14 protein-coding genes are annotated in these 18,204 nt (G+C 62.6%); 11 read left to right on the plus strand and 3 right to left on the minus strand.

Annotation, left to right across the window (positions count from 1 at the left end):
- The first annotated feature begins 198 nt into the window (after positions 1–198).
- The 5 genes from VPH40_RS02995 (at position 199) to VPH40_RS03015 (ending at position 6,624) form a co-directional block, all read left to right on the plus strand.
- Complete coding sequence (locus tag VPH40_RS02995) at positions 199–1,428, plus strand: NADH:flavin oxidoreductase/NADH oxidase family protein (RefSeq protein WP_328572622.1); 1,230 nt, start codon at positions 199–201, stop codon at positions 1,426–1,428.
- A 38-nt stretch (positions 1,429–1,466) separates the two neighbouring features.
- Positions 1,467–2,477, plus strand: a complete 1,011-nt coding sequence (locus VPH40_RS03000; protein ID WP_328572623.1) for an acetoacetate decarboxylase (ADC) — start codon at positions 1,467–1,469, stop codon at positions 2,475–2,477.
- A gap of 195 nt (positions 2,478–2,672) precedes the next feature.
- Positions 2,673–3,707: a zinc-dependent alcohol dehydrogenase gene (locus VPH40_RS03005; protein ID WP_251349216.1), complete on the plus strand. Its 1,035-nt coding sequence runs from the start codon at positions 2,673–2,675 to the stop codon at positions 3,705–3,707.
- A 100-nt stretch (positions 3,708–3,807) separates the two neighbouring features.
- Positions 3,808–4,512 carry a hypothetical protein gene (locus tag VPH40_RS03010; protein WP_328572624.1) on the plus strand — a complete coding sequence of 235 codons (705 nt, stop codon included), beginning with the start codon at positions 3,808–3,810 and terminating at the stop codon, positions 4,510–4,512.
- Between the two features lie 162 nt (positions 4,513–4,674).
- The gene (locus VPH40_RS03015) at positions 4,675–6,624 is read left to right on the plus strand and encodes a cytochrome c/FTR1 family iron permease (RefSeq protein ID WP_328572625.1); all 1,950 of its coding nucleotides are present in this window, start codon (positions 4,675–4,677) and stop codon (positions 6,622–6,624) included.
- 77 nt (positions 6,625–6,701) lie between these two features.
- Here VPH40_RS03015 and VPH40_RS03020 read toward each other — a convergent pair whose 3' ends face one another.
- Positions 6,702–8,564 carry an amidohydrolase gene (locus VPH40_RS03020; RefSeq protein WP_328572626.1) on the minus strand — a complete coding sequence of 621 codons (1,863 nt, stop codon included), beginning with the start codon at positions 8,562–8,564 and terminating at the stop codon, positions 6,702–6,704.
- 418 nt (positions 8,565–8,982) lie between these two features.
- Here VPH40_RS03020 and VPH40_RS03025 point away from each other — a divergent pair, with 418 nt between their 5' ends.
- Positions 8,983–9,387 (plus strand): ribonuclease domain-containing protein, encoded by a 405-nt coding sequence (locus VPH40_RS03025; RefSeq protein ID WP_077404535.1) that lies wholly within the window; start codon positions 8,983–8,985, stop codon positions 9,385–9,387.
- A 244-nt stretch (positions 9,388–9,631) separates the two neighbouring features.
- Positions 9,632–10,279, plus strand: coding sequence for a hypothetical protein (locus VPH40_RS03030; RefSeq protein WP_328572627.1), 648 nt, complete (start codon positions 9,632–9,634; stop codon positions 10,277–10,279).
- A gap of 18 nt (positions 10,280–10,297) precedes the next feature.
- Here the strand turns inward: VPH40_RS03030 and VPH40_RS03035 are convergent, their stop codons facing one another.
- Positions 10,298–11,803: an anion permease gene (locus tag VPH40_RS03035; protein WP_328572628.1), complete on the minus strand. Its 1,506-nt coding sequence runs from the start codon at positions 11,801–11,803 to the stop codon at positions 10,298–10,300.
- Positions 11,804–12,073: 270 nt separating this feature from the next.
- On the opposite strand from VPH40_RS03035, the gene VPH40_RS03040 reads away from it, so the two are divergent.
- The gene (locus tag VPH40_RS03040) at positions 12,074–13,213 is read left to right on the plus strand and encodes an acyltransferase family protein (RefSeq protein ID WP_328573330.1); all 1,140 of its coding nucleotides are present in this window, start codon (positions 12,074–12,076) and stop codon (positions 13,211–13,213) included.
- 233 nt (positions 13,214–13,446) lie between these two features.
- Positions 13,447–14,220 (plus strand): ferredoxin--NADP reductase, encoded by a 774-nt coding sequence (locus VPH40_RS03045; protein ID WP_035818959.1) that lies wholly within the window; start codon positions 13,447–13,449, stop codon positions 14,218–14,220.
- A 67-nt stretch (positions 14,221–14,287) separates the two neighbouring features.
- Here VPH40_RS03045 and VPH40_RS03050 read toward each other — a convergent pair whose 3' ends face one another.
- Positions 14,288–15,940: a phosphoethanolamine transferase gene (locus VPH40_RS03050; protein ID WP_328572629.1), complete on the minus strand. Its 1,653-nt coding sequence runs from the start codon at positions 15,938–15,940 to the stop codon at positions 14,288–14,290.
- 217 nt (positions 15,941–16,157) lie between these two features.
- On the opposite strand from VPH40_RS03050, the gene VPH40_RS03055 reads away from it, so the two are divergent.
- Both VPH40_RS03055 and VPH40_RS03060 read left to right on the plus strand, forming a co-directional pair.
- Positions 16,158–16,748, plus strand: coding sequence for a type 1 glutamine amidotransferase family protein (locus tag VPH40_RS03055; RefSeq protein WP_328572630.1), 591 nt, complete (start codon positions 16,158–16,160; stop codon positions 16,746–16,748).
- 105 nt (positions 16,749–16,853) lie between these two features.
- The gene (locus VPH40_RS03060) at positions 16,854–18,200 is read left to right on the plus strand and encodes a S41 family peptidase (RefSeq protein WP_328572631.1); all 1,347 of its coding nucleotides are present in this window, start codon (positions 16,854–16,856) and stop codon (positions 18,198–18,200) included.
- Positions 18,201–18,204: the final 4 nt, after the last annotated feature.

Below are 18,204 nucleotides of genomic sequence, written 5' to 3' on the forward strand. Positions count from 1 at the left end.
GATCAACTATAAGCTTAAAGCCAACTTGAATGTCAAGCGGCCGATCGGCAGCCACGGGATTTTTGTGCCTCAAGGGGAGCGTCCGTTCTTCAAACCAGTGTCCCGAACGCGACAGTGCGATTTTTTTTTCGTTTCTGGGCTTGACCTTCAAGTTAGCTTAAAGCTTATCGTGAGGCTATCGCAACCTTGGAGATCAGCATGAAACCCTTTACCGCACTGACATTGCCCAATGGGACAGTCATTCCGAACCGCCTTGCCAAAGCCGCCATGGAAGAAAACATGGCCGACAAGGACCACGCGCCGTCAAAAGAGCTGATCCGCCTGTACCAGTCGTGGGCGGACGGTGGCGTTGGCCTGATGATCACCGGAAACGTGATGATCGACCGCCGCGCCATGACGGGGCCCGGAGGCGTGGTGCTTGAGTCAGAGCAATTTGGCGCCCGCTTCGAGCAGTGGTCGCGCACCGCACGGTCACGCGGGGCGCAGATCTGGATGCAGATCAACCATCCAGGGCGCCAGATGCCTGCCGCCCTGGGGCAGGAAACCATCGCGCCGTCTCCTGTGCCCATGGATATGGGCAACTTTTCCAGGCAATTTTCGGCGCCGCGCGAGATGACGGAGGCCGATATTGCCGACGTGAAGCAGCGCTTTGTCAACAGCGCCCGGCTGGCCGAGCGGTTCGGCTTTACGGGCGTGCAAATCCATGCGGCGCACGGTTACCTGATCAGTCAGTTCCTCTCCCCGCTGACCAATCAACGCACGGACCGCTGGGGCGGATCGCTGGAAAACCGGGCGCGCTTGCTGGTCGACGTCGTCAACGGGGTGCGGCAAGCCGTCGGCAAGGGCTTTGCCGTCGCGGTGAAGCTCAATTCGGCGGATTTCCAGAAAGGCGGCTTCAGTTCGGAAGATGCCAAGGAAGTCGTTTCCATGCTCAACACCCTGGGCGTGGACTTGATTGAGTTGTCCGGCGGCAGTTATGAAGCGCCTGCCATGCATGGCCAGACCCGCGATGGCCGCACGCTGGCCCGCGAAGCCTATTTCCTGGAGTTCGCCAAGGAGATCGCCACGGTGGCCAGCATGCCCCTGATGGTGACGGGCGGCATACGCCGCTACCAGGTGGTCGAGCAAGTGCTCGACAGCGGCATCGCCATGGCCGGCATGGGAACGGCGCTGGCGATCGATCCGCAATTGCCCAAGGCATGGCGTGCCGATCCATCGGCGAGCCCCCTGCTCAGGGCCATCACCTGGAAAAACAAGGTGCTGTCGTCCACCGCGTATATGGCGATGGTCAAGTACCAGCTGCGGCGCCTGAGCCAGGGCAAGCATACCAGGCCCCAGGTGGCGCCCGCCCTGGCGCTGCTGATGCAGCAATGGGAAACCGCCATCAGGAACCGCCAGTATCGCCGCAGGATGAATAGCGGGATTTGAACTGAATTTTTCCACATCCAACATTGAAGGTGCAAGCCATGAACATGAAAATTGCCGCGGCAGCAGCCGCCTCAGTATCGACATTGATGCTGAGTCTAGCCGCAGGCCCGGCGCGGGCCGAAACTCCTGCCGAAAACACGCCCGTCATCATCGATATCGCCGGCCATGCCGTCCCCGTGGCGGCTGGCGGCCTGTACGAGCGCTTCCGCTCGAATCCGCCCTTATCGGTCATTGCGTCGGAAGCGCCGGACCTTGATCTGAGCTGGTTCAAGGGCATGCGGAAAGAAAAGGTCGACATCGGCTTTGCCTCGTATTCGCCGAATTTCTATTACAAGAACCGCAAGATCACGGCCGTATTTACGGCCGACCTCGCCCGCTTGAAGGAATTGATGCCGGAAGACATATTGAAGGCAGTCCAGCCGCTGCAAGTGTGGCCAGGCCGTGGAGCCGTGGCGTTGACGGCCTACGCCTACGAATACTGCGACAACGACAGCTACAATGAAATTTCATTGGCGATTGTGACCAACAAGCCCGGCTCCACCAGTTTTGGCCCCTTGACCTTGCTGGGCCAATCGCTGTCCCATGATTTCTGGGGCTATGTGCTCAAGCTTCCCGTCAACACGGAACTGGCCAGGGTGCGTGGCGTGGTCGGCTACAACTTGCCCAAGTGGCTGACCGGTATCGACATACAGGAAACTGAAGCAAGCGTTTCCTTTGCCGTCACGGACAGCGCGACGGGCAAGCTGGATTTTGTTTTCGAAGGCAAAAAGCTGGGCGACCTGTCGCACGAGGCCGAGGTGGTGAGCAACAGCTTCACCAACAAGGATGGCGCCGGCAAGCTGACGCATGGCTATGCCGTTTCCCGCCTGCTGAGCCATGCATCGAGCACGCGCGCGGAATCGGTCGACCTGAAACTGGGCGACGGCAGTTTTTCCACGTATATCAAATCATTGAAGCTGGGGAAGATGATGAGCTATGAATACGTGCCAGCCTTCCAGAATGCGCTGTATGCCCCGCAGCCGCTGGCAACCCTCGGTGCCGGCAAGTGATTGGCTAAATAGCAGCCAGCGAAAAAGCACCGTTCCAGGTGCTTTTTTATCGCCTCCCCTCCCGGTATATGTTGATGTAGATCAATCAATTTTCCTATTGTGTGCAGCAGAATATGATCATTCGCAAGCCTCTGTTGAACAGACCATGGCAGAGCGCCTGCGTCCTGCATTTGCCACTACATAAGGAATAACATGATCCCCACCACCATGAAAGCCGCCGTTGTCGAACAGCTGGGTCAACCGCTGGTGCTGCGCGACGTCGCCGTGCCGGTGCCCGGCCCCGGCCAGATCCTCGTCAAGACGGAAGCGTGCGGCGTCTGCCACACGGACTTGCATGCGGCGCGCGGCGACTGGCCCGTCAAGCCGACGCCGCCGTTCATTCCCGGCCACGAAGGCATCGGCCTCGTGGTGGCCGTGGGCACGGGCGTGACGGAAGTGCAGCTGGGCGACCGGGTCGGCGTGCCCTGGCTGTACTCGGCCTGCGGCCATTGCGAACATTGCCTGGCAGCCTGGGAAACCGTGTGCGCCGAGGCGCAGTTCGGCGGCTACACCAAGAATGGCGGCTTCGCCGAATACATCCTGGCCGACCCGCGCTACGTCGCGCACATTCCGGCCGGCTTGTCCGCCGTGCAGGCGGCGCCCATCATCTGCGCCGGCGTGACCAGTTACAAGGGCATCAAGGAAACGGGCGCGCGGCCGGGCCAGTGGCTGGCCGTGTCCGGTATCGGCGGACTGGGCCACCTGGCCATCGAATATGCCGTGGCCATGGGCTTGCGCGTGGCGGCCGTCGACATCGATGAAGGCAAACTGGAGCACGCGCGCGCCCTGGGCGCCGAAGTGACCATCAATGCGCGCCAGGGCGATCCGGTCGCGGCCTTGCGCGAAGCGACCGGGGGCGGCGCCCATGGCGTGCTGATCACGGCGCCGTCGATCGATGCCTTCCAGCAAGGCGTGGCGATGACGCGCAAGCGTGGCACCTGCGTATTGGTCGGCTTGCCGCCGGGCGACTTCCCGACGCCGTTGTTCGACGTGGTGGCCAATTGCGTGACGATACGCGGCTCCTTTGTGGGCACGCGCCAGGACATGGCCGAAGCGCTCGCCTTCGCCGCCACGGGCAAGGTCAAGGCCGGCGTGGAATTGCAGCCGCTGTCGGCCATCAACGAGATCTTCAGCCGGCTGGAACATGGCCAGGTTGCCTCGCGCGTGGTGCTCGATTTCAGCGGCAGCTGAGCGGCACGCCGCCGGCAGGCTGCGCGGTGTGTCGTGCGACGGCAATGCGATTGATGTTGCTATGATGGCATTTCATGAAAGACACACCGAGGATACACCGATGAAGAAATCCCTCTCCGGCCTGCTGGCCTGCGCCGCCCTCGCCTGGTCGTTTTCGGCCAGCGCGGCCGAGCCGGCCCCGGCCACGCTGCCCGGACACTATTACCTGCAAGGCGTCATGGAAACGGGTTCCGAACTGCTGCTGAAAAAGGACGGCACCTTCGAATGGATGCTCAGTTATGGCAATACCGACGAGCAAGCCAGCGGCGAGTGGCGCGTTGCCGGCGACCTGGTGACCCTGGAGACGGGCAACGGCGGCAAGGAGCCGCAGTTTCGCGTGTTCGAGGAAGCGGAAATGCGCATCCAGAAACCCGCCGAAGCGGGCGTGTGGGTGGCCATCGTTGGCTACCCCCAAGTAGGGCCGATGCCCGGCGTGGAAGTGAAGTTCGAGGCGCAAAGCGGCAAGACGGCCACGGCCGTCAGCGTGGCGAACGGCGACGCCATCGTCCGCATGCCGGCGTCGGAACGCTGGGTGCGCGCCGGCTTGCGCCGCCAGGGATCGAAGGCCGACTATCAATGGCTGGCCGTGCCGGCCGAGCGCGCGCAGGAACGCATCGCCGCGTTCGCCGTCACCGATCCCCAGTGGTTGCGGGGCCAGGCGTTCCAGAAGCTGGCCTTGCGCGTCGTCAAGGGCGGCCTGAAGGTCGACGATGCGGACAACGGACTGGCCAGGGGCCTGTACGCGAAAGCGGCATCGAAGCAATAACCGTCCCCCCCTCGTTTCATTCTCCAGGCACGCCGTCCTGGTCAAGCATATTGACCAGGACGACGCTGTTTGCGCCCGCGCACGCCCGTGCGCCGTTGACACCCCGCACTGTCTGTCCTATAGTCGCCGGGTTAACGACAAATGAGAATGAGAATGAGAATCATGTTCAGTTCTATCAAGAAATGGCTCGTGTGCTATCCGCTCGTGGCCGCCAGCCTCAGCCTCTTACTGGCAGGCGGCGCGCAAGCGCAAGTGGCCGACCAGGGCGCCGGCGCCAAGCAGTTGTGGCAATTGATCGATTATGTTGCCGTCGATTACAGCGGCGCCGTCGAGCACGGCAAAGTGGTCAGCGAGGCGGAATACGCGGAAATGCTCGATTTCACGGACAACGCGACGACGCAGATCGCCGCCCTGCCCGCCCACGCTTCCAAGGCGGCCATTGCCGCCGCCATCGCCGACCTGCGCGCGGCCGTCGTCGCCAAGGCGGACGGCGTGGAAGTCAAGCGCCTAGCGCACCATGCGAACGGCTTGCTGATCGCCGCCTACCCGATCCCCGTGGCGCCGAAAACGCTGCCCAACCTGGCGCGCGGCGCGGCCCTGTATGCGGCCCAGTGCGCGTCTTGCCACGGCGTGGCCGGCGGCGGCGACGGCCCCCTGGCGGCCAGCCTGGAACCGAAGCCGATCGCCTTCACGGATGGCGATCGGGCGCAGTCGCGCAGCCTGATGGCGCTGTACCAGGTCATTTCGCAAGGCGTGTCCGGCACCTCGATGGCCAGTTTCGGCCAGTTGTCCGAGAACGAGCGCTGGGACCTGGCGTTCTATATCGGCGGCATGTCGCACGACGCGGCGGCAAGCTTGCGCGGCGAAAAGCTGTGGCAGGACGATCCGCGCAGCAAAAAACTGTACGCCGACCTGGCTGCCGTGACGACGCTGACACAGGAAGCCGTGGCCGCCAAGCTGGGCGCGGACGAAGCGCAGGCGCTGACGGCCTACCTGCGCAGCCACCCGGACAAGGCCGAGGCGCACAAGCCGGCCGGCCTGGCCCTGTCCCGCCTGCGTCTGGCGGAAAGCCTGGCCGCCATGCATGCGGGCGACCGCGCGGGCGCCACGCGCCTGGGCCTGTCGGCCTACTTGGACGGCTTCGAGCCGATCGAGCCGATGGTCGGCGCGCGCAACAAGTCCTTGCTGCTGGCCGTGGAAAACGCCATGCTGGCGTACCGTTCCGCCGTGGCCAAGGGCACGGTGGCCGAGGCCGAGGCGGCGGGAGAAAAGCTGCAGCAATTGTTTACCCATGTGGAAGCGGAGCTGGGCGACGCCAAGGCCGAGCCGATGACGACCTTTGTCGGCGCCCTGACGATCCTGCTGCGCGAAGGCGTGGAAGCGCTGCTGATCGTGATCGGCATCATCGCCTTCCTGCGCAAGGCCAAGCGCAACGATGTGCTGCCCTACGTGCATGCGGGCTGGGCCAGCGCACTGGTGGCAGGCGGCCTGACGTGGGTGGCGGCAACGTATCTGGTGACCATCAGCGGCGCCAGCCGTGAAGTGAGCGAAGGACTCGGTTCCGTGTTTGCAGCCCTGGTCTTGCTCAGCGTGGGCTTGTGGATGCACCAGAAGAGCAGCGCCGGGCGCTGGCAGGAATACCTGCACGAAAAACTCACGGCGGCGATGTCGCGGCGCTCCGCCTGGGGCCTGTTCGCCCTGGCCTTCATCGCCGTCTACCGCGAAGTCTTTGAAACCGTGCTGTTCTATTCCGCCCTGGCGGCGGACGGCAATGGCGGCGCCCTGCTGGGCGGCTTCCTCGTGGCCATCGTGCTGCTGGTGGTGATCGCCTGGGCTTTGCTGCGCACGAGCGCCCGCATGCCGATCGGCAAATTCTTCTCGTGGACGTCCGCCTTCGTGGCCGTGCTGGCCGTGATTTTGATGGGCAAAGGCGTGGCCGCGCTGCAGGAAGCGGGCTGGGTCGGCGTCACCCCCGTCGATTTCATGCGTATCGACTTGCTGGGCATCCTGCCGACCCTGGAAACCTTGCTGGCGCAGGCCGCCATCCTGGCCATCATCGTCGCCGGTTATGGCTGGAACCGTTTCTCGGCAGGCAAGCACAAGCTGGCCTGACCCTGTGACGCCCCGCAGTAACTGAAAGCCCCCGATAGCTGCCTGCAGCTATCGGGGGCTGTTACGTTTATAGCCGCCTAGCGCGTCACTGCCCCTGCGGATGTGGCGGCGCTGTGCACTTTCACCCCTGCCAGCCAGGTTTCCTCCACCACGATGTCGCGCAGCTTGCGCACGTTGTCGTCCAGCGGGTCTTGCGCCAGGATCACCAGGTCGGCCCGCTTGCCGGCTTCCAGCGAGCCCACCAGATGATCCATGTGGCAATGCCAGGCGGCATCGAGCGTGACGGCGCGCAATCCCGCCATGCGGCTGATGCGCTCGTCCGGATTCAGCACCTCTTTCCCTGGCGCACCTTCCATGGTGCGGAACACCGCCTGCTCCATCATGCGCAAGGGCCCCAGCGGCGAGACGAAATGGTCCGAGTGCAAGCTGATGTGCATGCCCGCATTCAATGCCGAGTGGCAACGGTCCAGCAACTGGGCCCGCTCCTGGCCAAAAATGGTCTGCTGGAACGTGTGTCCCCAATAGCCGACGTGGCCGATGAGGAAACTGGGGTTCAGCTGCAGTGTCGCCATTTTCGTGATGGCCTCATCATTCAGCAGTGAGGCGTGCTCGACGCGCAGGCGCAGCTGGCGCCGCTTTTTCGCTTCCTCTTCGCTGATGCCGCCTGGCCGTGGCGTCAATACCTTGTCGTAGCTGTGCAGCACATATTCCACCGCCTTGTCGCCGTTGGCGTGCACCAGCACGGGCCAGCCGCGCCCCACTGCCTTGTCCAGCATGCGGGAAAACACGGACGTGTCGGGGTAATTGCTCAAGCCGGTGGGCGGCACCTCAGGTATCGAATGTTCATCCGAGCAGGCATAGGGCTGGCTCTGGTAACCGGTCAAGCCCTGGTTGGAGCCGTCCGCGATCAGCTTGATCGCCTTGATGCTGAAACGCTGGTCGCCGTGATTGTCCAGGTCCGGCTTGTAATGATCGAGCCAATTGTCCAGTGCCTTTTCGTCGGGTTTGGTGAACAGCGCGGCGCCAATGCGCACGGGACCGAGATGGGCCGCCAGCTTGAGCAAGCCGATTTCCACCAGCGGCGCATCGGTGGCGCCCAGGCCCGCGTCGAAGACGCTGGTAAAGCCCATGGCCGAGGCGTTGTCCAGCACCTGCTTCAGGCACGCGATAAACTCCGGCAGCTTGGGCAGCGGCGCAACCAGCAGCGCCTTGGCGATCCTGATTTCGGTCAGCACGCCGGAAGGGCTGTCCTCGATGTTCGCCGCCTTCAGTGCCGCGGTATTGAGATAGGCCAGGTGGCCGGACGAGTTCATCAGCAGGATGGGCACCGTGCTGCTCAGCTTATCGAGCTCGCTGGCGGTGATGTCTTCCCACGACTGCATCAGCGAGGGATCGACGCCGAAGCCCAGCACCCAAGGGTTGCCTTTCTTGTCTTTCGGCAGCTGATCCGGCTGCCCCAGCGCCGCGCCAATCCGCCAACTGATGCTCTTGAAACTGTATTCCGGATCCAGTTCCTGCTGCCGGGGTGCGCTCAGGAACGGCGTGAGCGACAGCCAGCTCTTGTACAGCGCGCTGGGCAGGATGTGCATATGGGGTTCGACGAAGCCCGGCAGCAAGGTGCGGCCGTCCAGGTCCACCTCGCTTGCCTGATGCGGCTGCATGGCCTGGCGCACCTCGTCCAGCGTGCCGGTGGCAATGATGGTGCCGCTGGCGATACCCAGCGCCGCCACCTGGTCGCTGCCATCCGCAGCCATGGTATGAATGTTACCGTTATGGAAAATCGTCGCTTGCGGCGTCAGTTTCTGGGCGTGCTGGGGATATGCCTGCTGGAACGCCGTGTCCAGTTCACCGCTGAGTGCGGTTCCCGTCAACAGGCCGCTTGTCAGCGTAGGCAGGTGTGGCAGGTTGCAGCAGGCGCAACCGAGGTGGTCATGGCTCATGCAGATTCCTATCAGAGGTTAATGATTTAAATCAATGAAGTCATCCTTTATTCCGGCTCGAATATACCCAACAACAGAATATCGGGAAAATACGACGCCTGGACTGGCTTGCTTCTTGCCAGTAACTTCTTCGAAGCATAACGAATTACCGATCAAAAAAACTCAAACATTGTCACGTTAATGCAAATGGCAGCGCGACTGCTTTCCATTCCTTGCCTTGCATTTATTTTTCGCAATGCATCCCACATAGTTTCCCTGAAGTAAATATATGGTTATTTATCGGTGCGTGACAATTGAATAGTAATTTTTTTAAAAATACTACTATATTCAGCATTGCAGTGATGACACCGGCCGCCCGGATTCCGGCCGCATCCGCAATAGCCCATCCATTGAACGCAGCACCAACGAAAGCTTACCGATGAAAATTCAACGCGCAACAACCTGGTCGCTTGGTCTTATCGTGGCAGGCGCCCTGTTCTCTTCCCATGCCTATGCGGCAAAAATCCCCGATTGCGGCAAAAGGGAACCGAGCAAAACCCTGCCCACGCCGCAAAATAGCGAATACGACGCATACCGCAACGCGAAAACGAGCGCCGTGGCGGGCGGCCCAGGCAATACCGTCTTCAATAATAATGAAAAGCGTCTCCCTGCCGCCGGCAAGGACGAGATTTATTATGAATATTATCTGGGTATCGGCGGCGATGGCGGAGCAGGTTCGCATCGCGCGGTATTGCTCGTGCAGACTCCGGCGGGCAAACGCAAGCTGGTGGAACGCTATTACACGCAAGACCACTATGCTTCCTTTTGCAGCCTGAAGAACTAATCGTTCTTTATTAATTTCCTGCATTATTCAAGCGGCTCCGGTAAATGCCTGGTGCCGCTTGAAATACCCGCATATCAGTCTCGATATTCAACTTCGCCGACTGCGCTTATTTAATAGATATTAGCGCAGGTCCGCAAAACAGGCTTTGATCTACAACAACACATCAAGCGTGCATGGGGGAACCGCCCGCTTGCGTATATGATGCCGCCTGGACAAGATGAAATGGAAAGGCTGGCGGCGGAGAATGACAACGATCACCGGGCGATTGCAGGAATGCGGCATCGATGCGGCGCAGGCAGACGCCCTCGCGCAAGATATTCAACACAAGAAATATGGTCCCTTGCTGCAGCAGTTGCTGCTGCGCGGCCTGTGGTCCGACGTCATCGACGAGTCCATGCCGCAGCCGCAATGGCTGGAACGCTGGCGCGAACTGGGAGAATCAGGCTTTCCCTTCATCAACTCCCCTGCCCTGCAGCGCTTGCTGGACGCGGGCGTCGACGTGCACGACCTGACGGACGTCGTGCGTTCCGCGCAGGTATTGACGATCTATAACATCGCCCAGCTGATCGACGAACCTTGCCGCGACCTCGGCTACGATCTGGAGGAAGCGCCCGATCTGGCGCTGGCGGCCGTGGACGACGCCGGCATCACGCACCGTTACGGCAGCCTGCATGATGCGCTGGAAGAAAACGACCCGGCGGGCCGCCACGGCCAGCCCCGTACACTGGAACTGCGCCAGTTCGGCGGCTTGCCAGGCGAATTGCAGAGCGAAATCAAGGACTTGCTGGCGCAAAAGGCGTGGTCGCAGGCGGCCGCCCTGTGGAAGCGCGCCGCGGGCGGCGAGCTCAAGCACTGCCTGGCGACGGTGCAGAGCCTGGCGCGCCAGCTGTAGCGGCGGTGACAGCCTGCGTTACCAGTAGCCGAGCACTTTCCACCAGGTGCTGCCCACGACGGCAAAAATCAGCAGTTCCACCACGCACATGATGAAGCCGACGCGCCACCAGTTACCCATCGTCACGAAGCCGCTGCCGAAGATGATGGGCGACGTACCCGTGGCATAGTGGGTCAGTGTCATCATGATGGCCGAGCCGGCCGTCATCATCAGCATGAACGGCACATGGTATTCGGCCGGGATCAGGTGCAGGCCCACCGTCAGGAAAGCCAGCAGCATGGCGCTGATGTGGGCCGTCGTGCTGGCGAAGAAGTAGTGCGAGAAGACGAACACCAGCACGAGGACGCCGGCGATCGGCAGCCAGTCCATGCCGCTGGCGATAATCGCCGCCTTCATGCCGGCCGAGAACCAGGCGATCACGCCCGTCTTGTTCAATTGCTCGGCCATCATGACGAGCGCGCCGAACCATACGAGGGTATCCCAGGCGCTCTTTTCCGACAGCACGTCATCCCAGTCGATGGTGCCGGTAATGATCAGCACGAACAAGCCGACAAAGGCGACGACGGTCGCATCGAGCGAAAATGCGGGACCGAACAGCATGGCTGGGACGTTGGCCCACAGCAAGAGCAGCAAGGCGAAGGTGCCCAGCATGACTTTTTCCGACGGTGACAGCGGGCCCATGCTTTTCAGTTCCGCCTTGGCATAGGTGACGGCGTCGGGCGTGGCTTTCAGTTCCGGCGGCGACAGCCAGTAGATGATCAACGGCATCGCCAGCAGGCAGACCAGGCCCGGCAGCAGCATGCACAGCGCCCAGGTGGTCCACGTCAGGTGGAAAGCCTGGCCGCTGGCCTTGGCCACGAAGTCGACCACCAGCGGGTTCGGCGCCGTGGCCGTCAGGAACATGGCCGACGTGATCGGGTTGGCGTGGTAGTTGACGAGGGCCAGATAGGTGCCGACTTTCTTTTCCGTGCCCTTGGCCGGGTCCGAGTCGAAGGCGTTGGCGATCGACTTCATGACGGGGTGGACGATGCCGCCGCCGCGCGCCGTGTTACTTGGCGTAAACGGTGCCAGCACCAGTTCGCAAATCGCCAAGCCATAGCCGATGCCCATGGTGCGCTTGCCCAGCAGCGAGATGAACAGCAAGCCGATGCGGCTGCCCAATCCCGTCTTTTTCAAGCCGCGCGAAATCAGGATCGCCACGACGATCAGCCAGATCAGGGGATTCGAAAAACTGCTGAGCGCATCCGTGATGGCGCCCTTGGACGAGGTCGACGTCACTTGCGACAGTGACACGATGACGATGGCCATCATCGCCATCACGCCGATCGGCATGACTTTCAGGATGATCGCCAAAATCGTGGTGAGGAAGATCGCCACCAGGCCCCAGGCCTTGGGCGTCAAGCCATCCGGCGCCGGCAGCAATAGCATGCTCACCAGCAAGACCGTGCAAATCAGGGCGGGGACGAGGCGGAATGGGACGGCTTCCTTGAAATGCAGGAACATGTCGCGCACTGTTTTATACATCTTTATTACCTTTCGCTGTGGGCCGGGCATCGTGGCAACACGCAATCGTGCACGCAGATTCATGGGGCTGGAAGGCCACAAAACGCCCCCGCGAGATGACAGATGCCCAACAATTCTGTTCGGCAATATCATACACGCAAGACTTCCCCGCCCCCTGCTCCGATACGGCAGCGCGCGTCCTTATCTTCAAAATCATTGACCGGCAAGCGACACTTGTCACATAATTGCCCCTTGCGTCGCCAACCATCTTGCGAAGGACTCATATTGAATATCCGGAACAGCCATATCGACGCGCTGCGCGGCGCCGCCATCCTGTGCGTGCTGGTGCTGCACTTTGCGCTCGCCTACGGTTTGAAGAACAGCCCGCTCGAAGTCCTGCCATCCTGGCTACTGCGCGCCGCCTACCAGGGCAATTACGGCGTGACCGTGTTTTTCGTCATTTCCGGCTACCTGATCACCTCGACCTCGCTGCGTCGCTGGGGCGACCTGGCGCGCATCGACCTGGCGGCGTTTTATGCCTACCGCATCGCGCGCCTGCTGCCCGCGCTGCTGCTGGCCCTGTCCACTATCGTACTGCTGGGCGTGCTCGACGTGCCCTTCTTTGCCAATTCCGATGGCGGCAAGGACTTGCCCGCCAGTTACTTCGTCATCGCCATCGCTTCCGTCCTGACCTTCTGGCACAACGTGCTGATGCAAAGCGCCGGCTATTTCAATTACTGCCTGAACGTATACTGGTCGCTATCCGTTGAAGAAACGTTCTATCTGCTGCTGCCCCTGTCGTGCCGCTTGCTGCGCCAGCGGCACTGGATCATGCTGCTGTGCGGCGCCGCCATCGCCGCCGGCCCCGTGTACCGCAGCCTGCATGTGGGCAACGAGATTTACTTCATGTACGGCTACCTTGCCTGTTTCGACGCCATCGCCATCGGTTGCCTGACGGCCCTGCTGACGCAACACTGGCAACCGGGCGCGCGGGCGGGGCGATTCTTGCGCTGGACGGCGGGCCTGGCCCTGGCGGCCCTGTATGTGCGCGGCATCGGCGGCCATGAGGTGTTCGGTTTTACGTGGGTCGCCGTGGCCGGCGCCGCCTTCATCGCGGGCGCCACGGCGGGCCAGGCGGCCGGCCGGGCCCGCCCCGGCCCGCTGCAATGGCTGGGACGGCACAGCTATGAGCTGTATTTGTTCCATATCATCGTGCTGGCCGGCATGCGCAATGTGGTCGACAAGGCGGGTCTGGGCTACGCGGAACGGCTGCCTTGGCTGGCGCTGTTCCTGGCAGCGACGGCGCTGGCGGCCGCCCTCGTGGCCCGCTACGTGTCCGACCCGGCCAATGCCGCCCTGCGCCGGCGCTTCCGGGGCGCCGCCACGGCCGCGCCGGCGTGCGCTGGCGGCAGCCCTGGCGCGGCGCCCTGAAAAACTGAGCCAGGTCAAGAGTCCGCATGCCCGCAGCCCGTTTACGGGCGAATTCCAGCCCGATCTTGCCAGCCGCACTATAATGTTGGCACCGTGTGCGGCAGCATTGGCGGCGATAGACGGTAACAATTTCGTGTGGAGGCCGGTACAATAGCGTCTGGGCCTACACAGGGTTTCACTTTTGCCAGCAGTTGCCAGCAACTAACCATTTTTTTGACCAGCCAACAAATACTATGAGTTCGATGAATGAAGAGCGCGTTTTAAGCGTGCACCACTGGACGGATACCCTGTTCTCCTTTACCACCACGCGCGACCCGTCGCTGCGTTTCTCGAATGGCCACTTCACCATGATCGGCCTGCGCGTCGACGGCAAGCCATTGCTGCGCGCCTACAGTATCGCCAGCGCCAATTACGAAGACCACCTGGAATTTTTCAGCATCAAGGTACCGGGCGGTCCATTGACGTCGCGCCTGCAACACTTGCAAGTGGGCGACACCGTGATCGTCGGCCGCAAGCCGACGGGCACCCTGGTGTCCGACTACCTGCTGCCAGGCAAGCGCCTGTACATGTTGTCGACGGGCACCGGCCTGGCGCCTTTCCTCAGCATCGTGCGCGATCCGGACATCTATGAGCGCTTCGACGAATTGATCCTCGTGCACGGCGTGCGCCAGGTCGATGAACTGGCTTACCACGACTTGCTGGAAGAGCACCTGCCGAAGCATGAGTTCCTGGGTGAAATGGTCAGCGACAAGCTGCGCTACTACCCGACCGTGACGCGCGAAGACTTCCGCAACATGGGCCGCATTACCGAACTGATCGAAAACGGCAAGCTGGCCGAAGATCTGGGCGTGCCGGCACTCAATCCTGCCGAAGACCGCGTCATGATCTGCGGCAGCTCGGACATGCTGCGCGACCTGAAAGAAATGCTGGAAGCGCGTGGCTTCAAGGAAGGCAATACCTCGACGCCTGGCGACTTCGTTGTCGAGCGCGCGTTCGCCGAGAAGTAATCCGCAAGGTATCCGCAAGACCCGAGGGCCCGGTCCCGCCGCACACTGCGGCGGCGCCGGGCCTTTTTCATTGCCGCGTCAGCGGGCCAGCGGCGCGCTGGTAGCGCAAGCCATTCATGAAGCGCTGTACGGGCAAGAAGGCGCTGCTGAGGATATCGTCCTGCGCCGCGTAATAGCGCGTCTCGATCTTCAGCAAGCCCAGCACGGTCGCATCGAGCTTGTCCGTCTGGTAGGGCCGGTTTTCCAGCGCGGCGCGCGCGGCCGCCGATTGCGGCGCCTGCCGGTTATTCCAGATCAACATGGGAATTTCATAGCCGCTCTTGTCCGAGGCCGAATGGCCCGCGTGATTGCGGCTGTAGCCCACTTCCTGCCCGTGGTCGGAAACGAACAGCAGCGACGCGGCGCGGTCCGTCTTGGCCTTTTCCGTCATGCCGATCAGCGTACCGAGCACATAATCGCCATAGCGGATGGCGTTGTCGTACTCGTCGCGCTGGCTGCGTATCCAGCTTGACCTGCCCTGGTGTTCCATCTGCGCGCTGACGGCGTCGTGCGCCCGGTCGAAGTGCGCAAAGCGGCTGGGGTAGCGCATGTCATAACTGGGATGCGCGCCCAGCAAATGCACGACGATGAGCTTTTTCGGCGCCTCGTCGCGCAGCGCATGGGCGAATGGCTGGAACAGGTTGCCATCAAAATTGTTTTCGCCACGACCGGTGCCGTAGTTGATGAAGTCGCTTTCATCGGCCTCGCCCGCCAGCAGCCCGATCCAGCCATCGTTGCGCGTCTGGTTCGACACCCAGAACGTCTTGTAGCCGGCCGCCTCGGCCAGCATCAGCAAGTTCGGCTTGGCCATCCACGCATCGGGGTTGCCGATATCGGCCGGCGTGAGCATCGTCATCATCGATTCCACCGTGCTGGCGGCCGGCGAAATCACATCGTTAAATACCAGCAGCTTCGACCGCAGAGCGTCGAGCTGGGGCGTGGTGGCGCGCGGATAGCCATACAGCGACATCGAAGCGCGGTTGGTGCTCTCGCCGATCACCAGGATGACGGTGCGGGCATCCTCGCCCGCATAGCGCACGTTCCAGTCGCGCGGCGCGGCCATGGCCGCCGTCAGCGCGTGCTGCATGGACTTCATCACCTCCAGTTGCGCGCTGTATTGCTGGTAGCGCAGCGGCCAGAACAGGGCAGGATTTTCGCGCCGCATGGTGGTATTGACGTGCAAGGACACGAGCAATGCGGCCATGAAGACGGCAAAGCCCTTTTGCGGCAAGCCCGGCGGCGTACTGTCGCGCCCGGCCTGCCAGCGCTGCAACTGGCGGTCAGCCAGCAGCACCGCCGCCGTCACGAGCACGAACCAGCCGGCCGCTTGCGCCAGGGCGACGCTGTTGTGCAGGAAAAACTCTCCTGTCTCGGCTTGATCTGTCGCAAACATCGCCTGTAAAACCGCATTGGGATTCGGCCGCATGCCAAAATAGCCACGCAAGAAGCCCTTGATGGCGACATCGAGGTAAAACACGGGCACGACGACGCGCACCAGCACGGTAATCGCGCTGGCGCTGGCATTGCCGCGCCACGCATACAGCACGCCGCCTACGCCCAGCAGGAAGGCCGCCAGCAAGACGCTCAATTTCAGGCATTCGTTCGCGCTTAACTGATCGAAGAGGAAGAACAGCAGCAGGCCAGCAATGCTGAACAGGACACGGCAAAACAGAATCAGCATGGCGGCGGCAAGTAGGAGGTAATCAACAGGCGTACATGGAACAGAGTCATGCCCGCGGTAACGGGCCTGCGATTGTAGCGCAGGCTGTTGCAACTCGCGCCATCATTTTGCGTGGGCTCCTGACAGAAATTGTCAGTGCTTTTTATTATGCTTTCGGCACCAGCAGGCCAGCCAGCCTGTATTCATATTGATATCTCCACCTGCGACAGGACTTTTCATGACACGTGCCATTACCATTCTGACCGAGAACTTTGCCGATTGGGAAACCGCCCTGATCAATTCCACGGCGCGCCTGTACTACGGCTTCTACACGCAGTTCGCCACGCCGGGCGGCTTGCCCGTCACTTCGTCCGGCGGCATGCTGGTCACGCCGCAACTGGCGCTGGAAGAAATCCATCTCGAGGAACTCGATTTGCTGATGGTGTGTGGCGGCAGCCACTGGCAAAGCGGCAAGGCGCCCGACCTGGGCCCGTTGCTGCGCGCCGCCCGCGACAAGAATGTCGTGCTGGCAGGCATTTGCGACGGCACGCGCGTGCTGGCGCAAGCCGGCGTGCTCGACACCGTGCGCCACACCTCCAATTCCGCCGACAACCTGGCCAGTACCGGCTATGCGGGCGCCGCCCTGTACCAGGACGTGCCGTGGGCCGTGGCCGACCAGCGCATCATCACGGCGCCCGGCACGGCGCCCGTCACCTTCACGCGGGAAGTCTTGCGCGCCCTGGACATCGCCGATGACAACCTGGTCGCCTACCTGGCAATGCACGGGGCCGAACATGGCCAGGCGGATCGTGCGCACCTGGCCGCCTGATGCCGCTCCCTGCCCGGCAATTTCTGCAGCACGTCACGGAATGACTGGCGTTCTGCGCCAGACTTGATTAAAGTGCATCCTTCATCGACACCGGGGAAGGATGCCATGAACCGCCTGAAGTACCTGTCAGCCTGCCTGATCCTGTCGTGCTGTGCGCCGCTGGCGTTGGCCCGGGGCGCCACCGTTCCCCCGCTGACGCCGGAACAGCTGCGCGCCGACCTGCGCTTCGTCCAGGACGCGATCGCCGCGACGCACCCGGAGCCGGGCTTTTCCGCCGATCCCGCCGCTGTGGGCCACGCCTACGCCGCCATCGAGGAACGGATGCGGGCGCCGATGTCGCCCGACCAGGCCTGGCGCTTGCTGTCCACGCTCAATCCCCTGTATGCCGATGGCCACCTGGCCATCACGCCGGCCGCGCCGCGGGCGCAAAGCCAGGCCTTCCTCGACGAGGGAGGGCGCTTCTTCCCCTATGAAGTCACGCTCGATGGCGCTGGCGGCCTGTACATCCGGGCCCTGCTGGGCGGCGCGCCGACGCCGCTGCAAGGCGCACGCATCACGCGCATCAATGGCGTGCCGGCCAGCCGCATCGTCGCCGACTTGCTGGCCCGCTGCCACGGCGACACGGCCGCATTTCGTGCCAGCCTGCTGTCGCTGCGCTGGCCCTTCCTGTACTGGAAGGTGCTGGGCGCGCCGGCCAGCCATGCCTTGCAGCTGGACGACGGCCGGGAATTGACGGTGCCCGGCACCGCCGCCCTGCCCGCCTATCTGGATAGCGATGGCAGTTTCGCGCAGCAATTCCGCTTCGAACTGCTGCCCGGCAAGGCCGCCCTGCTGACCCTGAACACCTTTGCCTGGCCTGACAAAGCGCAATTCACGGCGTTCACGGCCGATGCCTTCCGCCAGATGCGCGCGGCGGACGTGCGCACCCTGCTCATCGACGTGCGGGCGAATGGCGGCGGCAATGATGACATGTGGATCGATGGCGTGCTGCGCTATATCGCGGACAAGCCCTACCGCTGGGCCTCGACCTACCGCAAGAAGGTAATACGGGGACGCGACAGCGCGCGCGAAAAGCTGGGCGACGTCATCGATGGCGAGATCACCTCCTGGCAGCAGCCGCGGCTGGACGATCCCCTGCATTTTTCGGGCAACACCTATCTGCTGGTGGGCGGGCGCACGTATTCCTCCTCCATCCTGTTGAGCAATGTCATGCAGGATTTCGGCTTTGGCAAGGTGGTGGGCGCGGCGGGCCAGGCGCGCACGCGCCAGAGCGGCGGCACGCAGAATTTCGTGCTGCCCAACAGCGGCCTGGAGCTGGGCGTGCCCCGCTTGCTGTTCCAGCGCCCGTCGGGCGCGGCCACGCCCGTGCTGCTGCAGCCGGACATCGTGATGCCGGACAACCTCTACGATCCGCGCGCGCTGATCGATGCCGTGCTGAAGCTGGGCACTTGACGAG

It is taken from the genome of Janthinobacterium sp. P210005 (genome assembly GCF_036231865.1).
GTDB classification, from domain to species: domain Bacteria; phylum Pseudomonadota; class Gammaproteobacteria; order Burkholderiales; family Burkholderiaceae_D; genus Janthinobacterium; species Janthinobacterium kumbetense.